Origin of the sequence: Agrobacterium salinitolerans (assembly GCF_002008225.1) — a bacterium.
Taxonomy (GTDB): Bacteria; Pseudomonadota; Alphaproteobacteria; order Rhizobiales; family Rhizobiaceae; genus Agrobacterium; species Agrobacterium salinitolerans.
The window spans coordinates 17,014-31,400 of record NZ_MRDH01000020.1; the positions used below are offsets into that span (position 1 = coordinate 17,014).

Sequence of the window (14,387 nt, forward strand, 5' to 3'; positions counted from 1 at the left end):
CTTCGGCCTCAGTGGTCGGTGCGGGAGCTGATACGGGTGTCCACACCCGCCGCTTCGAACGTCGCCATGCCGGAATGGCAGGCGGCGGCGGCCTTGACGATACCGGCGGCAAGCGCTGCCCCCGTGCCTTCACCGAGACGCATACCAAGCGCCAGGAGCGGCGTCTTGCCAAGTTTTTCAACGGCGGCCAGATGGCCCGGCTCACCCGAGACATGGCCGATCAGGCAATGGTCGAGCGCCGAAGGATTGGCAGCCTTGAGGAGAGCGGCAGCAGCCGTCGCCACATAACCGTCGATCAGGACGGGGATGCGCTGCACGCGCGCCGCAAGGATCGCACCGGCAATCGCCGCAATCTCACGCCCGCCGAGGCGGCGCATGATTTCGAGCGGATCGGACAGATGGTCCTTGTGGAACTCCACCGCTGCCTTCACGGCGGCGATCTTGCGGGCCATGACCTCGCCTTCCGAGCCGGTGCCGGGACCGGTCCATTCTTCCGCCGTGCCGCCGTAGAGCGCCAGATTGATGGCGGCGGCAATCGTCGTGTTGCCGATACCCATTTCGCCGACGCAGAGAAGATCGGTGCCGCCGGCAATCGCCTCCATGCCAAAGGCCATGGTGGCGGCACAGTCGCGCTCCGAAAGTGCCGGCTCGCAGGTAATGTCGCCGGTCGGATAATCGAGTGCCAGGTCGAAGATTCTCAAGCCGAGATCATTGGCAACACAGATCTGGTTGATCGCCGCGCCACCTGCGGCGAAATTTTCCACCATCTGCTGGGTAACCGATGTCGGATAGGGCGTAACCCCATGCCGGGTGACGCCGTGGTTGCCGGCGAAGATCGCCACCAGCGGACGGGTGACGGCGGGCGAACGGCCGGACCATGCGGCGAGCCACATGGCGATTTCTTCCAGACGTCCGAGCGAACCGGCAGGCTTGGTCAGCTGCGCATTGCGCTCCTTGGCCGCCACAAGCGCATGGGTATCCGGGCCGGGAAGCTCGCGCAGCAGCGCGCGAAAATCGTCGAAGGGCAATCCGCTCATGCTCATGATATCTGTCTCTCTCATCGCCGGGTTGGCTTTCGCATCGGCTCATGCGTCCGGAACTTGTGTTTTCCGGCAAATCGGTCTTTGTTGCGCCTCTCATAATCGCGGATGCGCCGCGGAACAACCGGAAATGCAGCGACTGCAACGGAGAGAGCATGAGGGCCGGGGATTTTATAACAGATGTCATGCATTCCGTTGCCTTTCTCAGCCGCCTGCCGGTTCCCTCACGGTTTTTCGACAATACCGACGGCGTGTCGATGCGTCGCACTGCCCGCGCCTTTCCAGCCGCCGGCCTGCTGATCGCCCTGCCCGCCGCTTTCCTGGTGGTGGTTTTCGCCGGTTTCGACGCGTCACCGCAGCTCACGGGCTGGCTTGCCATCGGCCTGACAGCGCTCATCACAGGCGCATTGCATGAGGACGGGCTGGCCGACACGGCTGACGGTTTCGGCAGCGGCAAGGACAAGGCCCGCACCCTTGAGATCATGAAAGACAGCCGCATTGGCAGCTATGGCACCATCGCCATCGTCCTGTCCTTCGCGCTGCGCGCCACGGCACTCGCATCGCTGGTCGAGACCCTGCCGGGAAAAACCGCCGCCGCCTGCCTGATTGCCGCACTCGTCCTCAGCCGCGCCCCGATGGTGTGGCACTGGCAGTCCCTGCCCGCTGCCAAAACCTCCGGCATCGCTGCCGGCGCCGGCCAGCCGGGAAAAAACGAGCGCAACATTGCGCTGGTGATCGGGCTGCTGCTTTTCACACTCTTCACGCTGCACGCCCTGCCTCTTCTGTCGATTGCCCTTGTGCTGGCGGCAGCCTTTCTGGCGGCGGCGTTTTTCGGCAGGCTCTGCGACAGCAAGATCGGCGGCCATACCGGCGACACCATCGGCGCCTGCCAGCAGATCACGGAGATCGTGATTCTCGTCGCCCTTGCCCTTGCAGCGTGACGGCCTGATATAAATCATCATGGAAACACCCTGCATTCATATCTGCCGCCTCGATGAAACCGTGAGCCTCTGCATCGGCTGCGGCCGTACGCTGGATGAAATCGGCGGCTGGGCGGGATATAGCGACGAGAAGAGGCGCGATATCATGATGTTGCTGCCGCAAAGACTGGCAAACCTGCCCAAGACCGCCAAGGAGACACATACCGCATGAACAGGCTGACCATCGTTCTCCTTCTGCTGGCCGTCGGCCTTGGCCTGCTTCTCATCAATCACGACGGCGGCCGAACGCTCGGCATCGACAATGATCAATTCGCCCACGTGCTTTATCTTCTGCCGATTGCCGGCCTGTTATCCGCCGGCATTCTGGCGGGAAGACGCGGCAGCCTCAGTACCGTCATCCGCCAGCTCGCTGTCTGGCTCGTCATCATTCTCGGCCTCGTCTCGCTCTATCTCTATCGCTACGATCTGCAATCCTTCGGCGACCGGCTGCTCGGCGGCCTGATGCCCGGTCGTGCCGTGGTGGTGACGACATCAGGCGGTGAACAGGAGATCGTGCTGCATAAATCGATGAGCGGCCATTTCGAGGCGAATGTCACCGTCGAGGGCAAGACGATCCATATGCTGGTCGATACCGGCGCAAGCTCGGTGGTCCTCGCCAATGCGGATGCGGCAGCAATCGGCATCGACACCACAAACCTCCGCTATACCGTACCTGTCATGACCGCGAATGGCCGCACGGCGGCTGCCCCCGTTACGCTCTCCGAAATCGGCATCGGCCCCATAGCCAGACGCAACATCCCCGCCCTCGTCGCGCAGGATGGCCAATTGGGCCAGAGCCTGCTCGGCATGAGCTTCCTGTCGACGCTCGGCTCACTGCAGATGCAGACCGATGAATTGCGGTTGCGGGATCGGTAAGCTTCTCTCGGAGAAGGCCCCTATCTTGCGATCAAACGCTTTCATCACAATATATGTGAAGTAACGAGGGAAAGGTTGGCCGACACTGACCGCTGAAACCGGCGGCTTACTCGCAAATTTTGTCACTTCGGCAAATCATTGACATGCCACACTGATCATGAGACAAGATTACATATTCAACGCGGGAGTTCTCAACATGATCGGTCCAGATCCTATCCTACTTTGATCTAAGCGTGCTTCCACTGTAAGAAGCGAAGCGTCGAACTATGGTTTCGGCGCTTTTTGTTTTTTTGAGATGCCCGGCGAACGGATTTTTCGCTTTAGTTTGTATCCCCTGTATTTTCGTTCCATCGTCTGCAAAAGATTCTCGCCGGTTTTCTTTGCCTCTTCCGCGTGTTCGTAGAGGCTGCGAATGGCACTTTCTCGACCCTCGAGTGAAATATTGGTGAAACTCTTCCGGTATATTCCATCTATCTTGGCGCGAATTTTATCCAGAACACCATAGAAATAGACGACATCGCCAATATACTCTCTTCCAGTGGCCGATATTGAATCGATATTCTTCAGATAGAAATGGGTGTGTCGTGCATCTGTAATGTGCGGAACGAAATCTTTGTTTTCCATGATACGCTCCCTGAAAGTCACATAGGAAATAGGCGCGACAAGAAAGATCGCCATATCGGCTGTATTAAAGTCGATCTCAGCATAGAGAGACCTAATAAATTTCTCTTTTTCTCGGGACTTTTTCCAGAATCCTACCCCAACCGCTACAAACTGTCCAAGTATCCACAGTGTAAAATCAGTGGACGCCGCGACCATCGCGGCGAGCAATTGCGGACTTTCAGATATTTGCTGCGTCGCTGACATGCAAAAATCCTTTTAAATATAAATTATATTTACTTTTAATAAATGAAATATAAAAATCACAAACAAAATTAACAATATAAATATAACAATTCAAATGGCGGGCAACGATTTTTTACACCAATATCGGGCCTGTTTCGACGGAAATATTGAGCAGGAACTCGACCTGAACCACGCTGAAATAAAATGCTCGCAGGAACCATTTTCCGAGAGATTTCTTTCTGTGCGATTCTTGTTCGACGAACCATCGCCCCTTGATTCCTCCCCATTGGATAAATTATGTTGGTTCCGTTCTCAGGGCGGGGTGCAATTCCCCACCGGCGGTATCGGGATTTTTCCCGGAGCCCGCGAGCGCTTCCGGTCTCCAAAGCCGGAAGGTCAGCAGATCCGGTGAGAGGCCGGAGCCGACGGTATAGTCCGGATGGAAGAGGACAAGGCATAGGACGCACGCGCGTGAGCGGGCTCCGCATTGCATTGTTCGCCCAAGGGATATTTGGCGCTTCTCTAAGCGCGAAAATGCCGCAAAACGGCATAACCCTTGAAAGGCTTGAAAGAAAATGACCATTGCTAGAATTGAAGACGCCATCGAAGCCATTTCCCGTGGCGAGATGGTGATTGTCGTTGACGACGAAGACCGCGAAAATGAAGGCGATATCATCGCCGCCTCCGACAGCATCACCCCACAACAGATCGCCTTCATGATGAACCATGCGCGCGGGTTGATCTGCGTCGCCATGCCGGGCGAGCGTCTTGATGCGCTCGACATTCCGCTGATGGTGTCGCGCAATACCGAATCCCTCAAAACGGCCTTCACCGTCTCGGTGGACTATATTCCAGGCACCACGACCGGCATTTCCGCCGCCGACCGGGCAAAGACTGTTCGCGCGCTGGTCTCCGAGGAATCGCGCCCGGAAGATTTCGCCCGTCCCGGCCACATCTTCCCGCTGCGTGCCAACCCTCAGGGCGTCCTTGGCCGCACCGGTCATACCGAAGCCGCCGTGGACCTCTGCCGCCTCGCCGGAAAATACCCCTCCGGCACCATCTGCGAAGTCGCCAATGACGACGGAACGATGGCCCGCCTGCCCCAGCTCAAGGTTTTCGCCGAACGCCACGGCCTGCTCGTCGTGACCATCAAGGACCTTGTCGCTTACCTCAAGGGCGAGGTTGTCGAGGAAGTGGCGCAGAAGCAGGTTGCGTGAGCTGCTGCTCGTGTTGTGAGTACGAAAACGCCCGGCGCAAGCCGGGCGTGAAATCGGTAACTGAAGTGCTGAAACCTCCCAGCTCCGTCATCCTCGGGCTTGACCCGAGGATGACGTGGAGTGTGGTGAACCGTCGGTTGGCACGGACGTCCATGTTTATCAGACCAGGAAGCTCAATACTTCCGCGTCGAAAACCCTACCAGCAGCAGAAACCGCCATCCACCAGCAGATCCACGCCCGTCACGAAACTAGCCGCATCTGACAGCAGGAAGATCGCCGGACCGACCATCTCATCCACGCCCGCCATGCGCTGCATTGGCGTTTGCTCTTCGAACAGCTTGGTCTGGTGCACCATTTCCGGCCGCGTATTCATCGGCGTCGCCGTGTAGCCCGGCGAGATGGTGTTGACGCGGATGCCGCGCCCCACCCACTCCATCGCCATGGATTTCGACATGTGGATGACGCCTGCCTTCGAGGCATTGTAATGGCACTGCATCAGCCCGCGATTGACGATGACGCCCGACATGGAGGCAATGTTGACGATTGCGCCGCGGCCGTTTTTCAGCATGGCATTGGCTTCCGCCTGGCAGGAGAGGAAAATGCCTTTCAGGTTGATATCCATCATCGTCTGGAACTGGCTTTCTTCCATCTCCTCGGCCGGATTGGCATTGGCGATGCCGGCCGCATTGACGGCGAGCGAAAGTGCGCCGAGTTCTGCCTCCGTGCGGGCAACCGCTTCAGTCAGCGCCTGCTTGCTGGTGACATCGGCAGCAATCTGGATCGACTTGCGCCCGGCCTTGGCGATGAAATCAGCCGTCTGCGCCAGACCGTCATCGGTACAGCGATCAAGCAGCGCGACATTGGCGCCCGACTGGGCAAGCCCCATGGCAATACGCTGGCCGATGCCCGAGCCGGCGCCGGTGACAAGCGCCACCTGACCGGAAAGATCGAACAATTTCGGCGCGTTGAGGGTGATGGTGGACATTTTTATTTCCTTCTTCAGATCGTCGCCAGTTCCATGACCGAGACATCGTTTGCTTCGTCGCGGTTGAGGATGCCGGCCTGTTTTCCCTGCGCGAGCACGAGAATGCGGTTCGAAACGCCCAGCACCTCTTCCAGATCGGAGCTGACGACGATGACGGCCACGCCGTCTTTCGCCAGACCGACAATGATATCGTAGATTCCCGCGCGCGCGCCGACATCGATGCCGCGCGTCGGCTCGTCCAGCACCACCACGCGCGGATTTCGGGCAAGCCATTTGGCGATGACCACCTTCTGCTGGTTGCCACCGGAAAGATCGGAGGCAGGCTGTTCGCTACGGCCCTTGACCCCAAATCTGGCGATGGCCTCTTTTGTAAAGGCGCGCTTGATGCGCGGCGTGATCCAGCCGGTGCCGACACGGTCGAGATTGGCATAGATCAGGTTTTCACCGATCTCGTGCTCCACCACCAGCCCCTGCAACTTGCGGTCTTCCGGCACCATGACGATGCCCTTGGCGATAGCGTCTGCCGGGCTTTTCAGCGTCAGCACCTTTCCGTCAAGCAGGACCTCACCCGCACAAGTCGGATCGGCACCGGAAATGGCCCGCACCAACTCGGTGCGTCCCGCGCCGATCAAACCGGCAATACCAAGGATTTCACCGGCGCGGACGCTGAAGCTGATGTCGCGGAAAGCATTGTCCGCGCCAGTCAACCGTTTCACTTCCAGCACCGTCTTGTCCTGCGGCTCCGGCAGCGCCGGGAACAGGCGTTCCAGCGAGCGGCCGACCATGCTTTCAACAATGGTGCGCACCGGCGTCGCGCTGTCGGCAAATTCATGCACCCGCTCGCCGTCGCGCAACACGACGATACGGTCGGTAATCTGTTTGATCTCTTCCATGCGGTGGGAAATATAGATGATGCCCACGCCCTCGGCGCGCAGCTTGCGCACCTGCTCGAACAGCGCCTGCGTTTCCGCACCGCCAAGTGCGGCCGTCGGCTCGTCGAGGATCAGGAGTTTAGCATCCAGCGCCAGCGCCTTGGCGATTTCGATCAGTTGCTGGTTCGCGGTCGAGAGACCCGCCACCTTGCGGGTTGCGGGAATGTGGAGGTTGAGGCGCGCCAGCTGCTGCTGGGCTCTGCGCACCATCTCGGCGCGGTCGACAACCCCGTTTTTCATCGGCCAGCGGCCAATGAAGACGTTTTCGGCGATGGAAAGCTCCGGCAGAAGCTTCAATTCCTGATGAATGAGGACGACACCCTTGTCGATCGCCTCGCGTGGCGACGACGGCGCAAAGGGCTCACCGAGCCACGTCATCTTGCCCTCGGACGGCTCGCGCGAACCGGCGATGATGCCGGACAGCGTGGACTTGCCCGCACCGTTTTCACCCAGCAACGCGACCACCTCGCCCGGATAGACGTCGAGATCGACGGCTTTCAGAACCTCGAGCGGACCGTAACGTTTGCTGATGCCACGGAGCGAAAGAACCGGCTCGCGCATGACGGGACCTCCCAGGACATAATCGCAGTGGCGATACACCACGGCTCCGTGTCCGAAATTGCGTAAAGACAAACCAATGAATGCCCCGCGCATCCAGTCGGACGCGCGGGGCATAGGGATCAAGGATGGTTGGCGATGAAGCCTTCGACATTTTCCTTGGTGGTCAGCGTCGCATCGGAGAGCTGCACCGCCGGAACCTTCTCGCCGCCGACGATCTTGACCGCCATGTCAACAGCCATGCGGCCCATCTTCTGGGTCTGCTGTGTCGCGGTCACGTCGAACACACCGTTCTTCAGCGCCTCAAGCGCGGCCGTGTCACCATCGAAGCCACCGACGACGATCTTCTGCGAAGGGTTGGCGACCTTGATCGCCTGTGCCGCGCCGAGCGCCAGACCGTCCGCCTGCGCAAAGACGATCGAGACATCAGGATTGGCCTGCAGCATGTTCTGCATGATCTGGAAGCCTTCGTCCTGGCTCCACATGTTGGACCACTGTTCGGCAACGATCTTCACGCCGGAATTGGCCTTTACCGATTCCATGCAGCCCTTGGTGCGGTCGACTTCCGGTGTCGTGCCCTTCTGGCCGTGAATGATGACCATCTTGCCCGAACCGCCAGCCTGCTTGATGATGTAATCGCAAACCGCCTTGGCGGAAGCGACGGAATCGGTGGCGAGGAAGGTATCGCCCGGCGCGCCATCGGCATTGCGGTCGATATTGATGACCGGAACGCCGGCGGCTTTGGCAAGCTTCACCGGAACGGTCGCGGCGGCGGCACCGGCCGGGATATAGATCAGCGCATCGATATTCTGGGTCAGCAGATCCTGGATCTGGTTGACCTGCGTCGGGCCGTCGCCCTTGGCGTCGACGGTAACGACGGCAATGCCGCGCGTCTTGGCTTCGGCTTCGACGGCCTGCTTGATCTGGTTGAAGAAGTTCGCCTGCAGATTGGCGACGGCAAGGCCGATCTTCTTGACTTCTGCGGCATTGGCAGAGCCAAGCGACAGGGCGAGAAGTGCGGCGGATGTCAGCAGAATGCGTGAAAATTTCATGATTATTCCTCCATTTGTTGATTTTTGACCTTCGGGCAGATCAAACCTCCTCCCCTCCGGCCGTTTTTTCACGCCTCCCATGCCGGGAGGGTCGTTTATTGCGCGGACGGCTCAGCACCGTCCGCAGGCAAATTCAGCTTCTGCGGCGACGCAATGTTTCAGCACCCACGGCCAGCACGATGACCACACCGATGATGACCTGCTGGAGAAAGGGAGAGACGTTGAGCAGGTTGAGGCCGTTGCGCAGCACGCCGATGATCAGCACGCCGATCAGCGTTCCGCCGATGCCGCCCGCACCGCCCGAAAGCGAGGTTCCACCGATGACAACGGCCGCAATCGTATCCAGCTCGTAACCGAAGCCGCTGGAGGGCTGAACCGAGTCGAGACGTGCGGCAAGAACGATGCCGGCAAGACCGGCAAGAACCGCGCAGGCGACATAAACGCAAATCGTCACTAGCGGCACGTTGATGCCGGCAAGACGCGCCACTTCCGGATTACCGCCCACCGCATAGACGGTACGGCCCTCGGAGCGGAAACGCAGGAAAGCCCAGGAAACCAGCACCACGATCAGCATCAGTAGCACGGTCGCGGTCAGCACGCCGAAATGGCGCTCAATCGCCAGCATCATGAACCAGTCGGGAAACCCGACGATCTGCTGTCCGTCCGTGATCATGTTGGCGAGACCACGCGCCACAGACATCATGGCCAGCGTAGCAATGAACGCCGGCACCCGAAAGGCCGTAACCAGAATACCGACAACAAGGCCGCAGGCGGCAGAGGCAATCAGCGCCAGCACGATGGCCATGCCCATCGGCATGCCCGCGACATTGGCCGTCCAGCCCATGATCATCATCGACAGCGCCAGCACCGAGCCGACGGACAGATCGATGCCGCCGAGCAGGATCACGAAGGTCATGCCAACGGCCATGATGCCGAGAACGGTGATCTGGTCGAGAATGTTGAGACCATTTCTGAGCGAGAGGAAATTCTCGCTGGCGAAGGTCAGAAACACGCAGAGCAGCAGCAGGCCCAAAAGAGGTCCGGTCGCGCCGCTCAGCCAGGCAAGCGGGCTCCTGGTATGCGTGACCCCCTCGTTGCGTTCAATCGCGGACATGGCTCCTCCCGGTGACTGCCTTGCACTTTTTAAACCGATTAGAATAATTATTCATGACCGGTGAAACATGCATAAGCCAGTTCCGCGAAGCTTGTCAATAGGGCGTTAATGGCAGAAGGGACCCTGCGGAGGATGGCAAGGCGGTCGACTTACGTTCCTGTCCTCATTCCTGTGCCTGTCACAGGAAACCAGCCGACGCGCGTCTAAGAGGCGGAAGGAGTCCTTTCGACCCCAGGACTTTGGCTGGCGGAATCCCTGTTACAAATTCGGGGATGAGGACGCCGCGAATATCCTTCCGTAAGAAAAATTCTGCGACACCGGAACAGAACGGCTCGACCGAAACAAGACAATCCACAATTCCGGCTTGACAGAAACGCCATCTCTGCAATTATATAAACATCTGTATAAATATTCACACGCATGTTTTGAAGAGGATTCCATGCAGCCCCAGGAGCTAGAGCGCATTGCGCGCCAGATTCGCCTTCGCGACGTACAGGCTGTTTTTGAAGCGGGTGCGGGCCATGTCGGCGGCGAAATGTCGGCTATCGACATCATGACAGCCCTTTATTTCCGCGTCCTGCGCATCTGGCCGGATGATCCGAAGAACCCTACCCGCGACCGTTTCGTGCTTTCCAAGGGCCATACGGCCTGTGCGCTTTATGTGACACTGGCCAAGCGCGGCTTCATTCCGGAAGAGGAAATCTCGACCTTCCTGCAGCCGAATTCGCGTCTCAACGGCCATCCGAACTGCAACAAGGTGCCGGGTGTGGAAACCAATACCGGCCCGCTCGGCCATGGATTGCCTGTTGCCGTCGGCATGGCCAAGGCGGCCAAGCTTTCCGGTGCGGACTATCACACCTATGTCATGACCGGCGACGGCGAGATGCAGGAAGGCTCCAACTGGGAAGCCATCATGTCCGCAGCGCAGTTCGGCCTGAACAATCTGACGCTGATCGTCGACCACAACCGCTTCCAGCAGGGTGCGGCGCTCTCGGAAACCAATGATATCGCGCCGCTCCGCCCGAAGCTCGAGGCTTTCGGCTGGGAAGTGAGCGAAATCAACGGCAACGCCATGGCGGACGTCGTGCCGGCGCTGGAGCATCGCGGCGACCGCCCGCATTGCATCGTCGCCCACACCAACAAGGGTCACGGCATTTCCTTCATGCAGGACCGTGTCGACTGGCACCATAAGGTTCCGAGCAGGGAACAATATGAAATCGCCGTCAAAGAACTTTCGGAGACATTGTGATGAACGCGCCCGTAACCGCCGCCAAGCTGTATGACTGCCGCGACGCTTTCGCCGAGACACTGGAAGCGCTGGCTACCAACAATGACAAGGTCGTCGCCGTTTGCAACGATTCGGTCGGCTCTTCGAAGCTCGGCGGCTTCAAGTCGAAATTCCCCGAGCGCCTCGTCAATGTCGGCATTGCTGAACAGAACATGGTCGGCGTTGGCGCCGGCCTCGCCAATGGCGGCCAGCTGCCCTTCGTCTGCGGCGCATCCTGCTTCCTCACCGGCCGCGCGCTGGAGCAAATCAAGGCGGACCTTGCCTATTCGAACGCCAATGTGAAGCTGGTCGGCATCTCCTCCGGCATGGCCTATGGCGAACTCGGCCCGACGCATCATTCCATCGAGGACTTCGCCTGGACCCGCGTTCTGCCGAACCTGCCGGTAATCGCCCCCTGCGACCGTATCGAAACGGCAGCCGCCGTCAAATGGGCGGCGGACTATGCCGGCCCCTGCTTCCTGCGCCTGTCGCGTGTCGGCGTGCCGGACCTGCTGCCGGAAGGTCACGTCTTCGAACTCGGCCGCGCCAACCTGTTGCGCGAGGGTTCCGACCTGACGCTGATTGCCAACGGCACGCTGACGCACCGTATCGTCAAGGCCGCCGATATTCTGGCCAGCCGCGGTGTCAAGGTGCGCGTACTGAACATGGCAACGGTGCGTCCCATTGATGAGGCGGCCATCGTAGCAGCAGCAAAGGAAACCGGCGCGATCCTGACGGCCGAGGAACATTCGATCTTCGGCGGCCTCGGTTCAGCCGTCGCCGAAGTCGTGGTCGATCATGCACCTGTGCCGATGAAGCGTCTCGGCGTTCCCGGCGTCTTCGCCCATACCGGTTCAGCCGAATGGCTGCTCGATGAATTCGGCATGGCACCGTCCGCCATTGCCGATGCCGCTGAAGCGCTGATCAAGAGAAAATAAGGTCTCCTCCCAGAGTCGTCGCGTGTCTTCGGATGCGCGGTGACACCCTTTCTGCAATATCGTCGTTGAATCGCCGCAAGGCAGAAACGAAAAACTGCCGACGAAAGACCCATCATGCGCGCTATTTTGTCCATCGATCAGGGCACCACCAATTCCAAGGCCATTCTTGTTTCAGAAACCGGCGAATTGCTGGCGCGCGGCTCATCGCCCGTCGGCATCGCCTATCCGCAGCCCGGCTGGGTGGAACAGGAACCGCAGCGCATCTGGGCCTCGGTCTGTGAAGCGATCTCCGCCTGCCTTGCCGCCGCACCCTCTGACGTCGATGTCGTAGCCATCGCCATTTCCAACCAGCGCGAATCCGTGACCATCTGGGACGGCGAAACCGGCGAGCCGCTCGGACCAGTGCTCAGCTGGCAATGCCGCCGCACGGCGCAGGACTGCGCCGAACTGATCGAAAAGGGCCATTCCAAGCGTGTGATGGCGCTGACCGGCCTGCCGATTGACCCGATGTTTCCGGGCGCAAAAATGCGCTGGCTGCTGGAGCGCGCGCCGCAAGGGCGCCAGCTCCGCCTCGGCACCATCGATAGCTGGCTCATCCATCGCTTCACAGGCGGCAAGGTCCATGCCTGCGATGCCTCCAACGCCGCCCGCAGCCAGGTGCTCGATCTCAACCGCCAAGTCTGGAGCGAGGAGCTTTGCGAGCTCTTTGGCATCGACATCAACACACTGCCAGACCTGCGCGACAGCAGCGGCGATTTTGGCGTCACATCAGGCGTTCCCGGCATCAAGGATGGTACGCCGATCCTCGCCGCCATCGGTGACAGCCACGCCGCCCTTTTCGGCCATGGCGCATTTAACCCCGGCGACGGCAAGGTGACCTTCGGCACCGGTTCCTCCGTCATGACGACGCTTCCGCATTTCATCGCGCCCGAACGCGGCATCACGACGACCGTCGCATGGCGGCTGGGCGGCAAACCAACCTTCGCCTTCGAAGGCAATATTCTCGTCTCGGCCGCCTCCCTGCCCTGGATGACGGATATCCTCGGCCTGCCCGATGTCGCGGCCCTTGTCGAGCTTGCCGCCACTGCCGAGCCAAACGGCCCCGGTTTCGTGCCGGCCTTCGTGGGTCTCGGTGCGCCCTATTGGGATACGAATGCACGTGGGCTTTTCTCTCAGATCAATTTCAGCACCACCCGCGCCCAGATGGCCCGCGCCGTCACCGATTCCATCGCCTTTCAGGTCCACGACGTATTCGCCGCCATGCGCGCGCAATCGCCTTCGGGCTTTGGACGGCTGTTCGTGGATGGCGGGCCGAGCCAGAACCGTTTCCTGATGCAGTGCGTCGCCAATATGCTGGAACACCCGGTCATCCAGCGCGATGCGCCGGAAGCCTCCGCGCTGGGTGCGGCCTATCTCGCCGGCCTCGCCCTCGGTTTCTGGAGCGATCTTACGGCCATCGCCGCCCTTGCCAGCCAAGGCAACACGATCGCGCCGGCAAACGGCGAAAGCCGGCAGCGGCTTGGCATCTGGCGCGATGCGATTGCCCGCTCGACCTTGCCTGTAACCTCGGGTAATGGTGAATAAAAATTCACCCTGGAGGGCTTATGGGCAGGCTAAACGAACTTCGAATGATTTCCCGCGTGGCGCAGATGTATTTCAGCGAGCATAAACGTCAGGCGGAAATCGCCCAGCATCTCAACCTTTCCCAAGCCACCGTCTCGCGCATGCTGAAGCGTGCGGAGGCGGAAGGCATCGTCCGCACCAGCATCATTCCCCCACCCGGCACCTATAGCGATCTGGAGGCGCAGCTGCGCGAACGTTTCGACCTGCCGGAGGCCATCGTTGTCGATTGCAGCGAGGACCGTGACGGCGCCATCATGGCTCGCATCGGTGAAGCGGCCGCGCACTTTCTCGAAGTGACGCTGTCGCAGAACGAGATCATCGGCGTTTCCAGCTGGAGCCAGACGATCTTCAAGATGGTGGAAAACATCCACCCGCTTAAAGGCGCCAAGGCACGTTATATCGTCCAGACGCTGGGCGGCATGGGCGATCCCTCGGTCCAGACTCATGCGACCCAGATCACCACCCGGCTGGCGCGGCTGACGGAGGCCGAACCAAAGCTGCTGCCAGTACCCGGCGTCGCCACTTCGCGGGAAGCCAAGCTTCTGATGCTCGCAGACCCCTTCGTGCGCGAAACCATCGATCTCTTCGGGTCCATCACTCTCGCCATCGTCGGCGTCGGCGCGGTGGAGCCATCGGAACTTCTCGCCCGCTCCGGCAACATCTTTTCCGCCAAGGAACTGGCCGATCTCGCCCAGGCAGGCGCCGTGGGCGACATATCTCTACGATTCTTCGACAGGCAAGGCAAACCGGTAAAGACGCCGCTCGATGACCGGGTCATCGGCCTGCCGCTGGAAAACCTCTCGAATGTCGACCGTGTCATTGCGCTCGCCGGCGGCTCGAAGAAGACAGAGGCCATTGCCGGGGCGCTCAGAACCGGTGTGATCGATGTGCTCGTCACCGACAAATTCACTGCCGAACGACTCGTCGGTCAGGAAACATAGCCAAGTTCCCATAAAGGA

General features: G+C 59.9%; 14 protein-coding genes and 1 riboswitch. Of the genes, 8 read left to right on the plus strand and 6 right to left on the minus strand.

The features are described 5' to 3' along the window. Nucleotides 1-8: 8 nt before the first annotated feature. Nucleotides 9-1,043: a nicotinate-nucleotide--dimethylbenzimidazole phosphoribosyltransferase gene (gene cobT, locus BS627_RS13950; RefSeq protein ID WP_077983808.1), complete on the minus strand. Its 1,035-nt coding sequence runs from the start codon at nucleotides 1,041-1,043 to the stop codon at nucleotides 9-11. 152 nt (nucleotides 1,044-1,195) lie between these two features. Between cobT and BS627_RS13955 the strand changes: the two genes are divergently transcribed. The 3 genes from BS627_RS13955 to BS627_RS13965 are packed head-to-tail and all read left to right on the plus strand — an operon-like array spanning nucleotide 1,196 to nucleotide 2,896. Then, a complete protein-coding gene (locus tag BS627_RS13955) occupies nucleotides 1,196-1,981 on the plus strand; it encodes an adenosylcobinamide-GDP ribazoletransferase (protein WP_077983843.1) in 786 nt (261 codons plus the stop codon). Between the two features lie 19 nt (nucleotides 1,982-2,000). Further along, nucleotides 2,001-2,192 carry a DUF1289 domain-containing protein gene (locus BS627_RS13960; RefSeq protein WP_077983809.1) on the plus strand — a complete coding sequence of 64 codons (192 nt, stop codon included), beginning with the start codon at nucleotides 2,001-2,003 and terminating at the stop codon, nucleotides 2,190-2,192. Next, nucleotides 2,189-2,896, plus strand: a complete 708-nt coding sequence (locus BS627_RS13965; protein ID WP_077983810.1) for a TIGR02281 family clan AA aspartic protease — start codon at nucleotides 2,189-2,191, stop codon at nucleotides 2,894-2,896. Before BS627_RS13960 ends, BS627_RS13965 begins: the two co-directional genes overlap by 4 nt. 264 nt (nucleotides 2,897-3,160) lie before the next feature. Here BS627_RS13965 and BS627_RS13970 read toward each other — a convergent pair whose 3' ends face one another. Then, entirely contained in the window at nucleotides 3,161-3,763 is a 603-nt protein-coding gene (locus tag BS627_RS13970) for a hypothetical protein (RefSeq protein WP_077983811.1), read from the minus strand. A 283-nt stretch (nucleotides 3,764-4,046) separates the two neighbouring features. After that, nucleotides 4,047-4,197, plus strand: a riboswitch (FMN riboswitch). 120 nt (nucleotides 4,198-4,317) lie between these two features. On the opposite strand from BS627_RS13970, the gene ribB reads away from it, so the two are divergent. After that, nucleotides 4,318-4,959, plus strand: a complete 642-nt coding sequence (gene ribB, locus BS627_RS13975) for a 3,4-dihydroxy-2-butanone-4-phosphate synthase (protein WP_077983812.1) — start codon at nucleotides 4,318-4,320, stop codon at nucleotides 4,957-4,959. A gap of 196 nt (nucleotides 4,960-5,155) precedes the next feature. On the opposite strand, the gene BS627_RS13980 is transcribed toward ribB, so the two are convergent. The 4 genes from BS627_RS13980 to BS627_RS13995 all read right to left on the minus strand — a co-directional run bounded on the left by BS627_RS13980 (nucleotide 5,156) and on the right by BS627_RS13995 (nucleotide 9,600). Further along, nucleotides 5,156-5,944 carry an SDR family oxidoreductase gene (locus tag BS627_RS13980; RefSeq protein WP_077983813.1) on the minus strand — a complete coding sequence of 263 codons (789 nt, stop codon included), beginning with the start codon at nucleotides 5,942-5,944 and terminating at the stop codon, nucleotides 5,156-5,158. Nucleotides 5,945-5,958: 14 nt separating this feature from the next. Next, a complete protein-coding gene (locus BS627_RS13985; protein ID WP_077983814.1) occupies nucleotides 5,959-7,437 on the minus strand; it encodes a sugar ABC transporter ATP-binding protein in 1,479 nt (492 codons plus the stop codon). Between the two features lie 119 nt (nucleotides 7,438-7,556). Further along, complete coding sequence (locus BS627_RS13990; protein ID WP_077983815.1) at nucleotides 7,557-8,486, minus strand: sugar ABC transporter substrate-binding protein; 930 nt, start codon at nucleotides 8,484-8,486, stop codon at nucleotides 7,557-7,559. Nucleotides 8,487-8,619: 133 nt separating this feature from the next. Beyond that, complete coding sequence (locus BS627_RS13995) at nucleotides 8,620-9,600, minus strand: ABC transporter permease (RefSeq protein WP_077983816.1); 981 nt, start codon at nucleotides 9,598-9,600, stop codon at nucleotides 8,620-8,622. 439 nt (nucleotides 9,601-10,039) lie between these two features. Here BS627_RS13995 and BS627_RS14000 point away from each other — a divergent pair, with 439 nt between their 5' ends. The 4 genes from BS627_RS14000 to BS627_RS14015 all read left to right on the plus strand — a co-directional run bounded on the left by BS627_RS14000 (nucleotide 10,040) and on the right by BS627_RS14015 (nucleotide 14,369). After that, complete coding sequence (locus BS627_RS14000) at nucleotides 10,040-10,849, plus strand: transketolase (RefSeq protein WP_077983817.1); 810 nt, start codon at nucleotides 10,040-10,042, stop codon at nucleotides 10,847-10,849. Further along, the gene (locus BS627_RS14005; RefSeq protein ID WP_077983818.1) at nucleotides 10,849-11,805 is read left to right on the plus strand and encodes a transketolase family protein; all 957 of its coding nucleotides are present in this window, start codon (nucleotides 10,849-10,851) and stop codon (nucleotides 11,803-11,805) included. The genes BS627_RS14000 and BS627_RS14005 overlap by 1 nt, the downstream gene beginning before the upstream one ends. A 114-nt stretch (nucleotides 11,806-11,919) precedes the next feature. Beyond that, a complete protein-coding gene (locus BS627_RS14010; RefSeq protein ID WP_077983819.1) occupies nucleotides 11,920-13,389 on the plus strand; it encodes an FGGY family carbohydrate kinase in 1,470 nt (489 codons plus the stop codon). A 20-nt stretch (nucleotides 13,390-13,409) separates the two neighbouring features. Continuing rightward, entirely contained in the window at nucleotides 13,410-14,369 is a 960-nt protein-coding gene (locus BS627_RS14015; RefSeq protein ID WP_162520294.1) for a sugar-binding transcriptional regulator, read from the plus strand. The last annotated feature ends 18 nt before the right edge of the window (nucleotides 14,370-14,387 follow it).

What these genes read in the sequence shown, in the direction of transcription:
- BS627_RS13985 (WP_077983814.1), bottom strand. Translation starts at nt 7,437, where the DNA reads ATGCGCGAGCCGGTTCTTTCGCTCCGTGGCATCAGCAAACGTTACGGT.
- BS627_RS14005 (WP_077983818.1), top strand. Translation starts at nt 10,849, where the DNA reads ATGAACGCGCCCGTAACCGCCGCCAAGCTGTATGACTGCCGCGACGCT.
- BS627_RS14015 (WP_162520294.1), top strand. Translation starts at nt 13,410, where the DNA reads ATGGGCAGGCTAAACGAACTTCGAATGATTTCCCGCGTGGCGCAGATG.
- BS627_RS13955 (WP_077983843.1), top strand. Translation starts at nt 1,196, where the DNA reads ATGAGGGCCGGGGATTTTATAACAGATGTCATGCATTCCGTTGCCTTT.
- BS627_RS13995 (WP_077983816.1), bottom strand. Translation starts at nt 9,600, where the DNA reads ATGTCCGCGATTGAACGCAACGAGGGGGTCACGCATACCAGGAGCCCG.
- BS627_RS13960 (WP_077983809.1), top strand. Translation starts at nt 2,001, where the DNA reads ATGGAAACACCCTGCATTCATATCTGCCGCCTCGATGAAACCGTGAGC.
- BS627_RS13970 (WP_077983811.1), bottom strand. Translation starts at nt 3,763, where the DNA reads ATGTCAGCGACGCAGCAAATATCTGAAAGTCCGCAATTGCTCGCCGCG.
- BS627_RS14000 (WP_077983817.1), top strand. Translation starts at nt 10,040, where the DNA reads ATGCAGCCCCAGGAGCTAGAGCGCATTGCGCGCCAGATTCGCCTTCGC.
- BS627_RS13990 (WP_077983815.1), bottom strand. Translation starts at nt 8,486, where the DNA reads ATGAAATTTTCACGCATTCTGCTGACATCCGCCGCACTTCTCGCCCTG.
- ribB (WP_077983812.1), top strand. Translation starts at nt 4,318, where the DNA reads ATGACCATTGCTAGAATTGAAGACGCCATCGAAGCCATTTCCCGTGGC.
- BS627_RS14010 (WP_077983819.1), top strand. Translation starts at nt 11,920, where the DNA reads ATGCGCGCTATTTTGTCCATCGATCAGGGCACCACCAATTCCAAGGCC.
- BS627_RS13965 (WP_077983810.1), top strand. Translation starts at nt 2,189, where the DNA reads ATGAACAGGCTGACCATCGTTCTCCTTCTGCTGGCCGTCGGCCTTGGC.
- BS627_RS13980 (WP_077983813.1), bottom strand. Translation starts at nt 5,944, where the DNA reads ATGTCCACCATCACCCTCAACGCGCCGAAATTGTTCGATCTTTCCGGT.
- cobT (WP_077983808.1), bottom strand. Translation starts at nt 1,043, where the DNA reads ATGAGCATGAGCGGATTGCCCTTCGACGATTTTCGCGCGCTGCTGCGC.